Here is a 15,763-nt window from a genome sequence, read left to right as displayed (position 1 = left end):
TTATTCCCCTCCCTTTTTGTGGATTTTTATACGTGGATCAAGAATACCGTAGGCAATATCCACAAGGAATAACATAATGATTAAGAACGAACTGTAAAAGACCGTAGTTCCCATAATAACTGGATAATCCCGTTGATTAATGCTTTCGACAAAATATTTGCCCATACCTGGAACCGCAAAAATCTTTTCAATAACAAATGTTCCAGTCAAAATACTTGCCAGTAATGTTCCCATAATGGTTACAACTGGAAGTAACGCATTTTTTAACGCATGTTTGATAATGATTTTCCATGGAGAGAGCCCCTTCGCTCGTGCCATTTTTATATAATCTTGTGTTAAAACTTCTAACATCGTTGATCTTGTTAATCTAGCAATGATTGCCATAGGTCCTGTCGCTAAAGCTGTTATTGGTAAAATCATATGCGCTGGGCTTAGCCACCTTGCAACAGGGAAAATCTCAAGATTAACAGCTAACTGCTGAATAAGTAATGTCGCCAATACAAAGTTTGGAATAGAGATTCCTAACACTGCAAATCCCATTGCCAAGTAGTCAATTACATTATTATGCTTAAGCGCTGCAAAAACGCCTAGTGTTACTCCAGATATAACAGCAACAATAATCGTCATTATTCCTAACTCAAATGAAATGGGAAATCCCCGACCCAGCATATCATTTACTGTTTGTGATGGCTGTTTAATAGATGGGCCAAAATCAAAAGTAACAATGGACTTTAAATAAAGAAGGTACTGTATAATATATGGTTCATCTAAATTATAATGCGCTTCTAGATTAGCCTGTACAGCTTCATTCGTTCCACGTTCACTATTAAAGGGCGAACCCGGAATCGAAACCATTAATATAAAAGTAAGTGTGACAATAATCCATAACGTAACTAACATAATCATTAGCCGTTTTAATATGTATCGCAGCATGCTTATTCCCCCTATCCCCCTATGAAAATGTTGTATTCATAGCGAGCTCTGTCATTACCAGCATCGCTTGATACGCTTCTCTTATATCCTTTGCCTGAAAAACAACGGTTGTTGTACCTGGTTCTATCTCCGTTCCTGGCATTAAATTTGCCCACTCGGCTTGACCAAAATTATTGAATTCTATTCTAAGAACTGGATGCGAAGGAGGTGTTAACGGCTTTACCTGGTGACGATTATGAATTGCCCGTTCTACTTTGTTTGTTAAAAGTTCTCCTGCTTTTTTTGGAGTTAAACTTTTAACTGCAGACCTAGATATTGTTTCTTTCACAGCTGCTACCGTAACGTGAGGAATGAGCTCTTTTGCTTCCTTTACTGCTTGATCATCTCCTGCAACAAAAATAATTGGAACCTCATAATAACCAGCAAGATATGCATTAAGTCCCATTTCACCTATTTGATGGTCGTTTATATAAAAATTGCGTACAGCATGAATCATCGCATGTGACATAACACCAAACTGCCCTGCCCTTGCATGGTATCCAATGAACATGGCACCATTATATGTATCGTCCAAGCCTTGCATCATCGAAAATGGTTTGACGTCTCCGGTAATTAACTTAGCTTCTGATTCGAGCTGATCAATAAGTATATTATTCATTTTCGAATGACTATCATTAATTACAATATCCTTACAGCCATTTTGAAAAGCTGCTCTAATAACGTAGTTTGTTTCTTCTGTCATGACTTTTCTCGCACGATCATAATTATGTTTCCTAGCATCTACAAAGGTATGATCTGGTAGTCCTGTGATTCCTTCCATATCTACAGAGACATATAATTTCATGATGAGAACTCCTTTTGTATACTTTTCATTTTTACTAATTTTCTTAAATTTTAACATACGCATAATCAAAAGAAAAGTCGGAAAATAAAGTATACTATAGTATATCTGTCATGTATAATCAAAATTTCAACTTACCATAACCTTAGAATCTGTAGTTCCAATTTATTCAAGTCCATTCCAACAAACTTGCTTCAACCACAAAAAACAGATGCTCGGTTACCAGCATCTGTTTTTATCAAATTATACTATTATTTCATTTTCTATTACTAGGATAACTCAGCTGCTATTTGATCTTTCGTAGCAGAATCTACTTGTACAAACGGTACTACTGTATTACCGTTTCCGTCCACACGTTCTACATCGGCACCTAAAGCTGCAAGTTTCCCTGCAAAATCAACATACCCTCGATCTAAATGTTTTAACTCTGTTACCCTAGTTACCCCTTCAGCACACAAACCAGCTAATATTAAAGCTGCTGCAGCACGTAAATCAGTAGCTGCAACTTCTGCGCCTTGAAGATCACTTGGTCCTTCAATTATTACGCTATGACCCTCAATTTTCATCTTTGCATTCATTCTACGGAATTCTTCTACATGCATGAACCGATTCTCAAACACCGTTTCTGTAATTACACTTGTACCTTGCGCAGCAAGCATAAGAGACATCATTTGCGACTGCATATCTGTAGGAAAACCAGGGTGAGGCAAGGTTTTAATATCTGTCGCTTTTAATTGTTTCGGCCCAACAACACGCAAGCCAGTTGGTTCTTCTGTAACACGTACTCCCATTTCCTCAAGTTTAGAAATAACCGAACGAAGATGCTCAGGCTCAGCATTCTCTATTAATACATTACCTTGTGTGATAGCTGCTGCAACCATGAATGTGCCAGCTTCTACACGATCAGGAATGATCGTATGCTCTGTACCTTTTAATGTTTCTACCCCATCAATGCGAATTGTTTCCGTACCTGCTCCTACAACTTTAGCTCCCATCTTATTTAGATAATTAGCTAAGTCAACAATCTCCGGTTCTTTCGCACAATTTTCAATAATGGTTCTTCCATCTGCGAGTGCTGCAGCCATCATGATATTTTCAGTAGCACCAACACTTGGCATATCTAAATAAATTTTGGCACCCTTAAGGCGTCCATTAACTTTTAGTTCAACAAAACCATTACCTACATGGGTTTCTGCTCCCATGGCTTCAAATCCTTTTAAGTGTAAGTCAATTGGACGTGATCCAATGGCACATCCACCCGGCATTGCTACTTTTGCATGACCATAGCGCGCCAATAACGGTCCGATAACAAGGACAGAGGCACGCATTTTACGAACATATTCAAATGGAGCTTCAGTTGTTAATTTATTTGATGCATCAACGGTAACTGTATTATCTTTAAATTTTACATTTGCATTCATATTGCTTAGCACTTGATTAATTGTATATACATCTGCTAATTCTGGGACATCTGTAATAACACTTTTTCCTTCACTTGCGATAAGACTTGCTGCAATGACAGGAAGCACAGCATTCTTAGCACCTTCAACTTTCACAGTGCCGTTCAATTGGTGTCCGCCTCTTACGATGATTTTTTCCATATTTCAAATCTCCTTCAGATCCAATTTCATAATATTAATATTCATTTATTAGGATAGGTGTTCCTATCGTGTATGTAGGATAGTCCGATCCATTATCTGTTACTGCTACTTGTAAGTTCATTGGAAAATTATTTACAGAAATTTTATGAGCCCATAGTGGTGTATACCCATAAATTATTTTTTTATGCGTAGATTTTTTTACTGTATCGAATTGTGTCTTTGTTTGTTGTACTTTAAAATGTTCTGTCAACGTACTTAAAAAATAATCACCACTAATTATATCATTTCCCGCAGTTGTCAGACAAGCAAATTTTTTCATGGAATCCGAGAAATATAAATTCTCTATTGTAGTCACTGTATTCTTATAGAATTCTTCAATTTCCTGACTCCAAATACTTCCTTTTATCACAACTACAATTTCTGGCTCGTACTGTTTTTGTTTTGGAACAATCACATTATATAATACGTTAAATTGATCTGAAAAGCGAGTGTCCTGAAAGGAATATTTTAACTTTTTTTCATCCTCGGTCACCAATTTGTTGAAATGTCCCTCTAGATCGTCAACTAATTGCTCACTACGCTTTCTTGAGATACTTTCTTTCATCGTAGTCTGCCACTGTTGAACCTCTAATTGTTGTGTTGTTATAAAGTTGGCTATATCAGTTAATTGATCCTGCTTGAACTCTACATCTTTAGCCATTACATTATTAGCCAGAAACATTAATAAAATACATAGAATAATAGATTTCTTCATAAAAAAACCTCCCAATTCATACGATAGCTATCTACAGTATGAACCAGGAGGTTTATAGACATACAATACAAATTACGACATGGAATGGAACGCAATACCTAAAATAAATGATTTAAATCCCGTGACCATTGAAGGATTTCCAAAAAGAAACGACTAACACCTGCACCAATGACAATTGTTAAAAATAGGATGAATATCTGCGCTTCTTTTGCTCTTCCTTTTTTTATCATAGGTTCAAAATTAATCGCCATCATTAAACGCCAAGTAAGATAAATAAATAAAATATGTGAAATAATACTAATCATTGCCTGTTGTCCAATTGAAAACATAAGAACCACCTTTATATATTACTAATAGTAACTTTGCCATGGAACAATTAAAAAGTCAATTAAAATAAGACATGATAAGCTACGAACCATTTCCCGGGAAATATCGACAAGCTCCTGCTATATATCCCATAAAAAAATCTCTCATAACAGCTGTTACAAGAGATTTTTTTATTATTTTGCGACATGAAGTCGATTTATTGCCCTTTGGAGTGCTAATTCTGCCCTCTGGTAGTCAATATTGTCTTGTTTTGACTGCAGACGTTGCTCTGCACGAGTCTTTGCTGCTTCGGCTCGTTTCACATCAATGTCCGAAGGTGTTTCAGCAGATTGAGCTAGAATAGTTACCTTATCTGGTCTAACCTCCATGAAACCACCATTTACCGCTAAGCGTTCGGTGTCGTTTTCACCTTTAAGACGAACAGCACTAATGGACAAAGGTGCCACTAGTGGAATATGTCCGGGTAGAATACCAAGTTCTCCACTTTCAGCTTTACAGCTAACCATTTGGAAACTGTCTTCCAATATTGGGCCATCAGGAGTAACAACACTCACCGTTAGTGTTTTCAATGTAACCCCTCCTTTATTGACACGGAGTCGGTTTATCTACTTATATTAAAATAAGAGTAGACCTAAATCAAAACCAATCTCCTGCCAATATCTATTATTCCATTCCTTTAGCTTTTTCAACTACTTCTTCAATACGACCAACAAGACGGAAAGCATCTTCTGGTAAGTCATCATATTTACCATCTAAAATTTCTCTAAATCCTTTTACTGTTTCAGATACAGGCACATAAGAACCTTTTTGACCTGTAAACTGTTCAGCTACGTGGAAGTTTTGTGATAAGAAGAATTGAATTCGGCGTGCACGAGCAACTACTAATTTATCCTCATCGCTTAATTCATCCATACCAAGGATAGCGATAATATCTTGCAGCTCACGGTAACGTTGTAACGTCTGTTGAACTTCAGCTGCCACCTGGTAATGATCATTCCCCACAACTTCCGGGTCTAATGCACGAGAAGTTGATGCTAGTGGATCTACCGCTGGATAAATACCTTGCTCTGATAAACCACGATCCAAGTTTGTCGTTGCATCTAAGTGAGCAAAGGTTGTTGCTGGTGCGGGATCCGTATAGTCATCGGCAGGTACATAGATAGCCTGAATTGATGTTACGGAACCTTTGTTTGTTGATGTAATACGTTCCTGTAATTGACCCATCTCTGTAGCTAATGTTGGCTGGTAACCAACAGCAGATGGCATACGACCTAGAAGTGCAGAAACCTCTGAACCTGCCTGGGTAAAACGGAAAATATTATCAATAAATAATAGCACGTCTTGCCCTTGCTCATCACGGAAGTATTCAGCCATCGTTAAACCGGTAAGGGCGACACGCATACGCGCACCAGGTGGTTCATTCATTTGACCAAAAACCATGGCTGTCTTGGCAATTACGCCAGAATCTTTCATTTCAAAATAAAGGTCATTACCTTCACGGGTACGCTCACCAACACCAGCAAACACGGAAATACCGCCGTGTTCTTGAGCAATATTATTAATTAATTCTTGGATAAGTACCGTCTTCCCAACACCGGCACCACCAAATAAACCGATCTTACCACCTTTTACATATGGTGCTAATAAATCAACAACTTTTATGCCGGTTTCTAAAATTTCTGTTTCGGTAGTTAAGTCTTCAAACTCAGGAGCTTGTCTGTGTATCGGGTCACGGCGTACATCTTTAGCCAATGGTTCATCTAAGTCAATGTTTTCACCTAATACATTAAAAACTCTGCCTAATGTTACATCGCCAACTGGTACAGAAATTGGATTACCCTTATTTTCAACTTCTATGCCACGTTTTAATCCATCTGTAGACGACATGGCAATCGTACGAACACTATTATCGCCTAAATGAAGTGCTACTTCTAAAGCAAGATCAGTAGTTGTGCCTGCATCTTCATTGATTATTTGCACAGTCAAGGCGTTGTAGATATCTGGAAGCTGTCCGTCTTCGAATTTCACGTCAACAACAGGTCCCATAACTTGTGTTACAAATCCTTTGCTCATCGATTTCCCTCCTAACTTACTTTCCAGGAAATGGGGGAACAGCTACTCGAGTGCAGCTACTCCTCCGCTGATTTCCGTAATCTCTTGCGTTATTGCAGCCTGACGTACGCGGTTATAGGTTAGTGTTAGATCATCAATTAGTTCACCAGCATTATCGGTTGCACTCTTCATTGCTGTCATACTTGCCGCGTGTTCACTAGCTTTACTATCTAATAATGCACCATATATTAAACTTTCCGCGTATTGTGGTAAAAGTACATCAAGAATTTGCTGCTCATTTGGTTCGTATTCATAATCACTGTTCGAACCACCAGACTCTTGTAAATTAGTAATTGGCAATAGCTGCGCACTTGTAACCTGTTGAGATATCGCACTTACATAGTGATTATAGTACATGTGTAATTCATCTATTTCTTCATCCGTATACAATTGTACTGTTTCTGTTGCAAGCGCCTTTATATCCGCAAAGTCAGGTTGGTCAGCTATGCCTACAACACTTTTCGCAATGGGAAGTTCCATTTTTTTACAAAATTCATACCCCATACGTCCAATGGCAATAATTGTATACTCATCCTTTGATTGATGACGCTCTTGAATGGTTCTATAAAGTGCCTTTAGTACATTACTGTTATAAGCACCAACTAATCCCTTATCAGCTGTAATAACCAAATATCCACTCTTTTTAATTTCTCTATTCTCAAGCATCGGATGTGAAGCATCTGAAGTGGAATTAGCAATGTTCGCCATAACTTCTTGAATCTTTTTGCTATATGGTTCAAATGCTTTAGTGTTTTGCTCTGCTTTCGACATTTTTGAAGCAGATACCATTTGCATTGCAGATGTAATTTTTCTTGTCTTTTTTGTAGAATTAATCCTACCTTGGATATCTCTTAGTGATGCCAAGCTATTTCACCGCCCTTTCATAAAAGGTTACGCGTATACTTATCATGATACTTAACCTTCAGATGGCAAGAATGTTTTCTTAAATGTTTCGATTGCATCTTTCATGTCCGCTTCTTCTGGCAATTTACCAGTTTCACGAATGGAGTTGAGCAGTTCTTTGCGGTTTGTGTCCATCCATAGGTTCATTTCTTCTTCAAAGCGTAAGATGTCGTCAATTGCGATATCGTCAAGGAATCCTCTAGTTAGTGCGTAGAGACTCATGACCTGCTTTTCGACAACCATAGGTTTGTGAAGTCCTTGCTTCAAGATTTCCACTGTACGTTGACCTCTGTTCAACTTCGCCTGTGTCGACTTATCCAGATCAGACCCAAATTGCGAAAATGCTTCTAGTTCGCGGAAAGAAGCTAAATCCAGTCGTAACGTACCCGCAACTTTTTTCATTGCTTTAATTTGAGCAGATCCTCCAACACGTGACACAGAAAGACCTGCATTAATCGCTGGACGTACTCCTGAGAAGAATAAATCCGATTGCAAGAAGATCTGACCATCTGTAATAGAAATAACGTTTGTTGGAATATAAGCAGCGATGTCTCCAGCTTGTGTTTCAACAAATGGAAGCGCGGTTAATGATCCACCGCCTTTTGCATCGCTTAATTTAGCTGCTCGCTCAAGTAAACGTGAGTGAATATAGAAAACATCACCAGGGAAAGCTTCACGACCCGGTGGACGACGTAATAATAACGAAAGCTCACGGTAAGCTACAGCTTGTTTCGATAGATCATCATATACTACCAGAACATGCTTGCCGTTATACATGAATTCTTCACCCATTGCTACACCCGCATAAGGAGCTAAGTATAGTAATGGAGCAGGATCAGATGCACCTGCGGAAACAACAATTGTATAGTCTAGAGCACCGTGACGACGGAAAGTTTCAACGGTACTTCTCACTGTTGATTCTTTTTGTCCGATAGCAACATAAATACAAATCATATCTTGATCGGACTGATTAAGGATGGTATCAACAGCAACTGTTGTTTTTCCTGTTTGACGGTCTCCAATTATTAATTCACGTTGGCCTCGACCAATTGGTACGAGGGCATCAATTGCCTTTATCCCAGTTTGTAATGGTTCATCAACCGATTTACGGTCCATTACGCCTGGTGCAGGAGCTTCAATTGGTCTTGTGTTACTTGTTTCAATCGAACCTTTTCCGTCTAATGGCTGCCCAAGCGGGTTAACCACTCGCCCAATTAATTCCTCTCCTACAGGTACTTGCATAATTCGTCCGGTGCGGCGTACTTCGTCTCCTTCTTTAATGCCTGTGTACGGGCCAAGAATTACTATCCCAACATTGCTTTCCTCAAGGTTTTGTGCCAAGCCCATGACACCATTTGAGAATTCTAAAAGCTCTCCAGCCATTGCATTATCTAGGCCGTGAGCACGTGCGATACCGTCACCAATTTCAATAACTGTGCCGACATCACTTACTTCAATATCCGAATCAAATGTTTCGATTTGCTGTTTGATCAGATTACTGATTTCTTCTGCTTTGATGCTCATACCATTTCACCCCTATCTTCATTTGTTTGCAGTTACAATATCTCGTTCAATTCGTTTTAATTTACCACTGACTGTACCATCGTAAATGGTATTTCCTATACGAATCTTTAGTCCGCCAATCAATGAGGAATCGACCATATTTGTAAGTTGAATTTGTTTTTTATTAAAACGTGCTGCAAAGCGATTTTCTAGTTCTTTATGTTCCTCGTCTGTTAGCTCTCGAACGGAATAAACGGTTGCTTCTGCAATTCCATTAGCATCATTTACTAATTGGATAAAATGATCAATAATCGAAGATGTCATTTCAATACGATGCCTTTCAACGAGTAATTTCAACGTATGAATGACATTTGCTTGTAACCCTTGAAACACTTCGTCAATAAATTGTTTCTTCTTATCATTCGTAATCCGTGGATGCATAAGGAATCGATAAAGATCTTGATTGTGTTCCACTACTTTTTTGACCACACGAAGCTCATCTAATAGCTTATCTAATGTAGCTTTTTCTTTACCTAGTTGAAAAAGAGCTTCTGCATATCGTTTTGCAACTACTGCATCACTCATAGATCTTCTCCTACCTCTTTGATGTAGTCATTGATCAGTTTCTCCTGATCTTGTGTGCTTATTTCTTTTTCGATTACCTTACTTGCAATAAGAACAGATAAGGACGCCACTTTATCTTGTAATGCTTGCAGCGCTTTTTCTTTTTCATTTTGAATATCAGCTTGCGCTGCCTCTTTTATACGATCAGCTTCTGCCTTTGCAGCTGCTATAATTTCTTCCTGTTGTCTAGTTCCAGCATTTCTTGCTTCTTCTATCATCGATTGTGCTTCTTGTTTTGTTTGCTTTAATTGTTCCATTGCTTCTTTTGAAGCCTGTTCTGCATCTGCGCGACTTTTCTCTGCAGCTTCAATTTCGCCTGCAACATATTCTTCACGCTTCTGCATCATATTCATCACAGGACCCCAAGCAAATTTACGAACTAAAAGGAGCAATACAATAAAGAAGAACAATTGCATTAACATATCGCCGACATGGAAACCTCCCAGTGCCGCATAAATCATTGAATTATCCGTGAATGCTTGCACAGAATTCACTCCTTTCACTTCTATTCGTGAACCTATACTAACTTTAGACCACCAAAAAGTATCCTAGTACAAACAACGGCGAAGCACGATATAATGATGGTCTTCGCCATTTCAATAATAAAATCTATTACTACATAACCATTAATGCGATAACTACGGCGATGATCGGCATTGCCTCAACCAAACCTACACCAATAAACATAGTAGTTTGCAATTGACCTCTTAATTCTGGTTGACGAGCAATCCCCTCAACTGTACGACTAACGATTAAACCGTTACCTACACCAGCACCTAATGCACCTAATCCTACTGCGATTGCAGCTGCTAAAGCTCCCATAATATAAAATCCTCCTCAAAATGTGTTATAAGTTTTTAATCATTTCCTATCCTATTAAACTTTAATAGTGACAGGCTAATTAACAATATTAATGTTCTTCACTTACCTTGTGTGAAATATATACCATTGACAGCATTGTGAAGATAAAGGCTTGGATTCCTCCAATAAACACGCTGAACCCTTGCCATGCTAAGAATGGTATAGCACCACCTAAGAATCCAACTACGGACGAAGTGGTTAAGCCAACTAATAGAGATAATAATACTTCTCCAGCATATAGGTTACCAAATAGACGTAAGCCTAATGTTAAAGTATTAGAGAACTCTTCAATAACCTTTATTGGAAATAAAAACGGTAGTGGTCGAAAATAATCCTTTACATATTCCTTTCCACCACGTAGTTTAATGCCATAGAAATGTGATAATATAATGACCATGGCTGCTAAAGTTAAGGTGATTCCTGGGTCAGCCGTTGGCGATTTCCACCAAAGGTCATGACCATAAACGCCATTTGTAATAACCCCTAACATATTACCTACTAGAATATAAGTGAATAAAGTTAATGCTAGAGGAAGGAATAGCTTACCTGTTCTCCAATCCATGGCATCATTTACAATACCTTTGACAAAGTCGAGAACCCATTCCATTACATTTTGTGCACCTCTTGGTTTCATTTGTAGCTTTCTGGCACCTAGTACACATAGAACGAAAACAATTAAAGATGTAATAAACATCATTAATACATTAGACAAATTAAAATCAAGCCATGAAATACCAAATACATCATGTACTATTGGTGCAGTATGATCCATGTAATTCACCCCTCTTTCTTGCCCGAATGTTTAATATTAAGAGCAAAATCTATCATAATGACGAAATAAGATGTCATTAATCCCAAAATAACTGCGATTATGTGAAAATATGCTTCGAATCGAAGTGCGATGATGACTGCTAAAGCTGCGGCTGCGAATCGTGATACTGTCCCAAGCCCTTTTGCACGTTGTTGCTTTACTGCAGATTCTGCAAAATCATCAATCTTTTTTTGGAGTAAGTATAAGTTATAAAAACTTACTACACTCCCTAACAGCAGCCCGAGGAAAATACGTGGATAAGGTGTGAATCCAGCTCCTAATACTAGAATTGCAAGAAGATAGAACATCCATTTTCGTTGTCGTTCGATCATTTTTTTATATTGCGACATAATTCACTCTTCCTCATGTTCTTTGCAATGTTGTAAAGCTTGTTCGTATTATAGTACTTAGGAAGCTATAACCCTATTGTGTAATCCTTACTGCTTGTCATTCGAAGTTAAGATGTAGAAAATCCTATGTTTACAGCTGGGTTACAACTTTTTTATGTAACGGCTGTTTAATGAAGAAATATACGTTAACGCTGTGAAACCCCTACCATTCCACACTAAGCAAGTTTACATGAGCTACCCCTTAATGTCAATTGGTTTCGGCCATATTTTACGCGAAATTATAGAGCCAATTTGTAGAGATACATCTTCATTTTTCAACATCTTTTTAAAATGTTCCCATAAGCACTTAAATTCAACGGAAATAAAGGGAATTCCTACTACTATTATAGTGGATTCCCTTACCTCCATTCATGACATTTTTGTGAACAAAAAGGGGTGCTTGATGCAGTGATTCGATTACTTATGGTATGGCAATCATTGTCTCGTAACTTTCATATTTTCCATTGGCTAATTGTATGGTTATAATCGCCAAATAATGACCGGATTTTCCTACTTTCTTCTTATCTATTTGCCCCTCGTTCACTCCTGTATCTAATGCTTCCTTGGTCATCAAATTTCGCTCAAACATAAGGGTATCCGGATTATACAAATCAACTTCTACCCGTTTGGTCGGTTCCGTTAAATACAAGCGGTAAGTAAATTCCTCTTTAGAAAATGGTTTTAATGTAAATTCAAACCCCATTGCTTTTGGATTATCTGCAGATTGATTAACAAATAAATAAGGTAGCCGATATGTTTTTCCTTTCCTCTCAAGTGTAATCCACCCTTGGTGAACACCGGTTTTTAATTGAGGAGAGGTTACCTTTAATTCAATAGGAACTTTCTTTTTTTCCTTTGGTTCTAACGTAAATGAAGTTGGCAATTTCCAACTATAACCAGCCCGTTTATACGGAACATTAAAACGATAGGTTTGCGTTTCATTGGTTGTATTTTCAATCACTATGTTCTCTCTTTTTGATTGACTGTAATCGGTAATCTGCCCAAATGCCAATTGTGGATCGTATAAAATCGTTTCTGTTTCCATTGCTTCCTGTGGTTTTATCAACCCCATACCTTGTATAATAGGTTGAACTAGTTGTTTATTCCCATCTTTCATTTGTACTGCTGTTGTCTTTAATGCACCATATATTTGTTGATTCGTCCAATCAGGCTTTGCTTCTTTTAATAGAGCAATTGCTCCAGCTACATGTGGTGCTGCCATACTAGTTCCTTGTAGTACTTGATAACCTCCAGGCACAGTACTTAAAATCGAAGTACCTGGAGCTAATATATCAGGCTTAATATTCCAATTCACGGTAACTGGTCCCCTCGAACTAAATTCAGCTATCGATTGCTGTTTGGTTTGGTAATGTGTTTCTAGGGAAACTTTTTGTTTATCTTTAAGTTTATCTACCAACCATTCTCCATCTGCTTTAGATATGGATACAACCGGGATTTTAATATGTTGTTGCTTATTGTCAATCATTCCTTGAAATGCGCCCTCATCTTTATTATATATCACAACCGCCCTAGCACCTTTTTCCTGCGCTAGCCTTGCTTTCTCCGTAAAAGGGATACTCCCTCTTTGGAATAAGGCAATTTTCCCATCCAAATCTTTGGTTGTTTCTGCATCAACAAGATCATAAAACGTATTTAAATCCCAGGGAATAGAACCAGCCATTGGTGTAATTTCAATCTTTTTATCCTCCCATCTTTCATATAGAAAGGGAATTTCTTGCTTCGGACTAGATGCACCAACAGACATTGCTTTATTTGCAGTTGCTGGAGACCCTACTGTCCAATCACCAGGACCATTATTTCCATTTGCAATGACAACCGCTACTCCTAACTGAGCTGCCTTATTAACCGCAACACTTGTTGGGTAATCAGGTCCATTTACATTATTACCAAGCGAAAGATTCATCACGTCTACACCATCTTCTACTGCTTGTTCCATTGCTGCAATGACTTGAATGGATGTTCCTTGTCCACCTGGACCAAGGGCACGATAAGCGTAGATATCAGCATCCGGTGCCACTCCCTTCATGTCACCATCGGCTGCAATAATACCAGCAACATGAGAACCATGTAGGGTAGGAATCCCCTGCTGTGATGTTGTCTCCATTGGATCATCATCTAAATCCACAAGATCATATCCTTTTTGATAATTTTTTTGTAAATCTGGATGCTCATAATCTATGCCTGTATCAATAACTCCCACTTTCACCCCTTCTCCTGTATAACCTGTTGTATTAAGTTCAGCAGGAAAAACTGCATTTGGATCAGCTGCTGCCTCTAGAGTTGTTGTTTGCTCTGTTGCTTCATATGTTTGCACAGTATGTATGTTCTTAACAAAATCAAGTGATTGCATTCGGTCTAATGCTTGATCTTCCCCTTGAAGTGCTATCCCATTAAATAACTTTGTATACACAGCCACTACTTCTACGGATGGGTAGTGTGTTTGTACATATTCCTTATGTTCATTTGGATCACCTTCCACCTCAATAATGATCGATTGTATATGATCCTCCGGTTCCGCTGCGAAGGAAGAGGTTATCGGTATAATTGATAATAAGCACATCAAAACAAGAATTCGCCCCATGGTCTGCACTCCTTTTCTCCTTAGCTTTTGAAGCAAAGGGAAAAATATACATATACTAAGCCCTCCAAACATTTAACGTGCAGTACAAACCAGTGATTGTGATTTTAAGTTACTAAGAATCGTTGATTAATGGTAACTAAATTAGCTCATGCTTGTAGATGAGAGCAAATATTATTGCCTTAATAGGTTTTCGGACACGCCCTGTTCCATTGGAGTCAGACCTATTTTCAGCTGTTATGATCACCGTGGTAATCACATTATAAAAGCAAAACAAAAAATCCGAACTACCATCCGGATGTACCTTTTTATACTCGGATAGTAATTCGGAATATCTGTGTCTAAAAATGCTTTATCTCGCCTGATTCCATTATCATGTACTAAAATAATCTAGGATGGCATCAGTAATGCGACGAGATGCTTCACCGTCCCCATATGGATTTGCAGCTTTCGCCATGTCATCATATGCCTGTTGATCAGATAAAAGCTGATGAGCTAATTGGTATATCGTATCTTCATCCGTTCCAGCTAATTTTAAGGTTCCAGCATTAATTCCTTCCGGCCGTTCTGTCGTATCCCTAAGAACAAGCACAGGTACGCCTAATGAAGGAGCCTCCTCTTGTACACCACCTGAATCAGTCAAAATTAAATGGGAACGCGCTGCAAAATTATGAAAATCAACTACACCTAATGGTTTAATAAGTTGAATACGCTCATCATTACCCAAAATATCATTTGCTGTTTCCTGTACTACAGGATTTAAGTGAACTGGATAAACAACATGTATATCATCATGGGTTTCTACTAGACGCTTAATCGCTCGAAACATTTGCTTCATATTATTCCCTAGATTTTCTCTACGATGAGCGGTCATCAATACAAGACGCTTGTCTCCTAGTTCATCTAAAATAGGATGCTGATACGATTGATCCACCGTTGTTTTTAATGCGTCAATGGCTGTATTTCCTGTAACCACAATATGCTCTTTAGGTTTATTTTCTTGGATAAGATTCTGCTTGGATTTCTCTGTTGGAGAAAAATGCAAGTCCGCCATTACCCCGGTAAGCTGGCGATTAAGCTCTTCCGGATAAGGAGAGTATTTATTCCATGTTCTAAGGCCTGCCTCCACATGTCCAACCGCAATTTGATTGTAATATGCAGCAAGCGAAGCGGCAAATGTTGTTGTTGTATCGCCATGAACAAGTACAACATCCGGCTTTGTTTCTTTCATAACCTCATCTAATCCTTCTAAAGCACGCGTCGTAATCTGTGCTAATGTTTGCTGCTTCTTCATAATGTTCAAGTCGTAATCAGGGGTGATAGCAAAAATATCTAGCACTTGATCTAACATTTCCCTATGCTGTGCGGTTACCGTAACAATCGATTCAAACTGATCCTTACGTTTATTTAGTTCCAGTACGAGTGGGGCCATTTTTATAGCTTCCGGCCTTGTTCCAAATATAGTCATTACTTTAATCCGGTTTGTCATTATCTCTCACTCCAAA

At 38.3% G+C, this 15,763-nt stretch carries 16 protein-coding genes; all 16 read right to left on the bottom strand.

From position 1 onward, the window contains the following. On the bottom strand, positions 1 to 933 hold the full coding sequence (locus tag BN990_RS02805; protein ID WP_021289813.1) for an ABC transporter permease: 933 nt from the start codon (positions 931 to 933) through the stop codon (positions 1 to 3). A 19-nt stretch (positions 934 to 952) separates the two neighbouring features. After that, positions 953 to 1,777 carry a M55 family metallopeptidase gene (locus BN990_RS02800; protein WP_021289814.1) on the bottom strand — a complete coding sequence of 275 codons (825 nt, stop codon included), beginning with the start codon at positions 1,775 to 1,777 and terminating at the stop codon, positions 953 to 955. Between the two features lie 266 nt (positions 1,778 to 2,043). Beyond that, positions 2,044 to 3,375, bottom strand: coding sequence for a UDP-N-acetylglucosamine 1-carboxyvinyltransferase (gene murA, locus BN990_RS02795; protein WP_021289815.1), 1,332 nt, complete (start codon positions 3,373 to 3,375; stop codon positions 2,044 to 2,046). A 34-nt stretch (positions 3,376 to 3,409) separates the two neighbouring features. Further along, on the bottom strand, positions 3,410 to 4,129 hold the full coding sequence (locus BN990_RS02790; RefSeq protein ID WP_021289816.1) for a YwmB family TATA-box binding protein: 720 nt from the start codon (positions 4,127 to 4,129) through the stop codon (positions 3,410 to 3,412). 98 nt (positions 4,130 to 4,227) lie between these two features. After that, on the bottom strand, positions 4,228 to 4,458 hold the full coding sequence (locus BN990_RS02785) for a DUF1146 family protein (RefSeq protein ID WP_021289817.1): 231 nt from the start codon (positions 4,456 to 4,458) through the stop codon (positions 4,228 to 4,230). Positions 4,459 to 4,629: 171 nt separating this feature from the next. Continuing rightward, the gene (locus BN990_RS02780; RefSeq protein WP_038242198.1) at positions 4,630 to 5,025 is read right to left on the bottom strand and encodes a F0F1 ATP synthase subunit epsilon; all 396 of its coding nucleotides are present in this window, start codon (positions 5,023 to 5,025) and stop codon (positions 4,630 to 4,632) included. 94 nt (positions 5,026 to 5,119) lie between these two features. Further along, on the bottom strand, positions 5,120 to 6,529 hold the full coding sequence (atpD, locus tag BN990_RS02775; protein ID WP_021289819.1) for a F0F1 ATP synthase subunit beta: 1,410 nt from the start codon (positions 6,527 to 6,529) through the stop codon (positions 5,120 to 5,122). Positions 6,530 to 6,571: 42 nt separating this feature from the next. Next, a complete protein-coding gene (gene atpG / locus BN990_RS02770) occupies positions 6,572 to 7,432 on the bottom strand; it encodes an ATP synthase F1 subunit gamma (protein ID WP_038242197.1) in 861 nt (286 codons plus the stop codon). A gap of 51 nt (positions 7,433 to 7,483) precedes the next feature. Then, entirely contained in the window at positions 7,484 to 8,995 is a 1,512-nt protein-coding gene (gene atpA / locus BN990_RS02765; protein WP_021289821.1) for a F0F1 ATP synthase subunit alpha, read from the bottom strand. A gap of 18 nt (positions 8,996 to 9,013) precedes the next feature. Then, positions 9,014 to 9,559 (bottom strand): F0F1 ATP synthase subunit delta, encoded by a 546-nt coding sequence (locus BN990_RS02760; RefSeq protein WP_021289822.1) that lies wholly within the window; start codon positions 9,557 to 9,559, stop codon positions 9,014 to 9,016. After that, entirely contained in the window at positions 9,556 to 10,083 is a 528-nt protein-coding gene (gene atpF / locus BN990_RS02755; RefSeq protein WP_021289823.1) for a F0F1 ATP synthase subunit B, read from the bottom strand. The genes BN990_RS02760 and atpF overlap by 4 nt, the downstream gene beginning before the upstream one ends. Before the next feature lie 130 nt (positions 10,084 to 10,213). Further along, on the bottom strand, positions 10,214 to 10,420 hold the full coding sequence (gene atpE, locus BN990_RS02750) for a F0F1 ATP synthase subunit C (protein WP_021289824.1): 207 nt from the start codon (positions 10,418 to 10,420) through the stop codon (positions 10,214 to 10,216). Between the two features lie 88 nt (positions 10,421 to 10,508). Next, the gene (gene atpB / locus BN990_RS02745) at positions 10,509 to 11,231 is read right to left on the bottom strand and encodes a F0F1 ATP synthase subunit A (protein WP_021289825.1); all 723 of its coding nucleotides are present in this window, start codon (positions 11,229 to 11,231) and stop codon (positions 10,509 to 10,511) included. 5 nt (positions 11,232 to 11,236) lie between these two features. After that, positions 11,237 to 11,620: an ATP synthase subunit I gene (locus BN990_RS02740; RefSeq protein WP_021289826.1), complete on the bottom strand. Its 384-nt coding sequence runs from the start codon at positions 11,618 to 11,620 to the stop codon at positions 11,237 to 11,239. Between the two features lie 460 nt (positions 11,621 to 12,080). Next, positions 12,081 to 14,261, bottom strand: a complete 2,181-nt coding sequence (locus tag BN990_RS02735) for a S8 family serine peptidase (protein ID WP_038242195.1) — start codon at positions 14,259 to 14,261, stop codon at positions 12,081 to 12,083. 370 nt (positions 14,262 to 14,631) lie between these two features. Beyond that, the gene (gene wecB, locus BN990_RS02730; protein ID WP_038242193.1) at positions 14,632 to 15,747 is read right to left on the bottom strand and encodes a non-hydrolyzing UDP-N-acetylglucosamine 2-epimerase; all 1,116 of its coding nucleotides are present in this window, start codon (positions 15,745 to 15,747) and stop codon (positions 14,632 to 14,634) included. Between the last annotated feature and the right edge of the window lie 16 nt (positions 15,748 to 15,763).

Source organism: Virgibacillus salexigens, assembly GCF_000723585.1.
In the GTDB taxonomy this organism is placed as follows: domain Bacteria; phylum Bacillota; class Bacilli; order Bacillales; family Amphibacillaceae; genus Virgibacillus; species Virgibacillus salexigens.
Note: the sequence above shows the minus strand (reverse complement) of the source record. Positions and strands in the feature narration are given on the sequence as shown.

Excerpts from the sequence above, each read along its gene's own strand:
- murA (WP_021289815.1), bottom strand. The coding sequence starts at position 3,375 with ATGGAAAAAATCATCGTAAGAGGCGGACACCAATTGAACGGCACTGTG.
- BN990_RS02760 (WP_021289822.1), bottom strand. The coding sequence starts at position 9,559 with ATGAGTGATGCAGTAGTTGCAAAACGATATGCAGAAGCTCTTTTTCAA.
- BN990_RS02790 (WP_021289816.1), bottom strand. The coding sequence starts at position 4,129 with ATGAAGAAATCTATTATTCTATGTATTTTATTAATGTTTCTGGCTAAT.
- atpB (WP_021289825.1), bottom strand. The coding sequence starts at position 11,231 with ATGGATCATACTGCACCAATAGTACATGATGTATTTGGTATTTCATGG.
- BN990_RS02785 (WP_021289817.1), bottom strand. The coding sequence starts at position 4,458 with ATGTTTTCAATTGGACAACAGGCAATGATTAGTATTATTTCACATATT.
- atpA (WP_021289821.1), bottom strand. The coding sequence starts at position 8,995 with ATGAGCATCAAAGCAGAAGAAATCAGTAATCTGATCAAACAGCAAATC.
- atpD (WP_021289819.1), bottom strand. The coding sequence starts at position 6,529 with ATGAGCAAAGGATTTGTAACACAAGTTATGGGACCTGTTGTTGACGTG.
- BN990_RS02735 (WP_038242195.1), bottom strand. The coding sequence starts at position 14,261 with ATGGGGCGAATTCTTGTTTTGATGTGCTTATTATCAATTATACCGATA.
- wecB (WP_038242193.1), bottom strand. The coding sequence starts at position 15,747 with ATGACAAACCGGATTAAAGTAATGACTATATTTGGAACAAGGCCGGAA.
- BN990_RS02800 (WP_021289814.1), bottom strand. The coding sequence starts at position 1,777 with ATGAAATTATATGTCTCTGTAGATATGGAAGGAATCACAGGACTACCA.
- BN990_RS02740 (WP_021289826.1), bottom strand. The coding sequence starts at position 11,620 with ATGTCGCAATATAAAAAAATGATCGAACGACAACGAAAATGGATGTTC.
- atpE (WP_021289824.1), bottom strand. The coding sequence starts at position 10,420 with ATGGGAGCTTTAGCAGCTGCAATCGCAGTAGGATTAGGTGCATTAGGT.
- BN990_RS02805 (WP_021289813.1), bottom strand. The coding sequence starts at position 933 with ATGCTGCGATACATATTAAAACGGCTAATGATTATGTTAGTTACGTTA.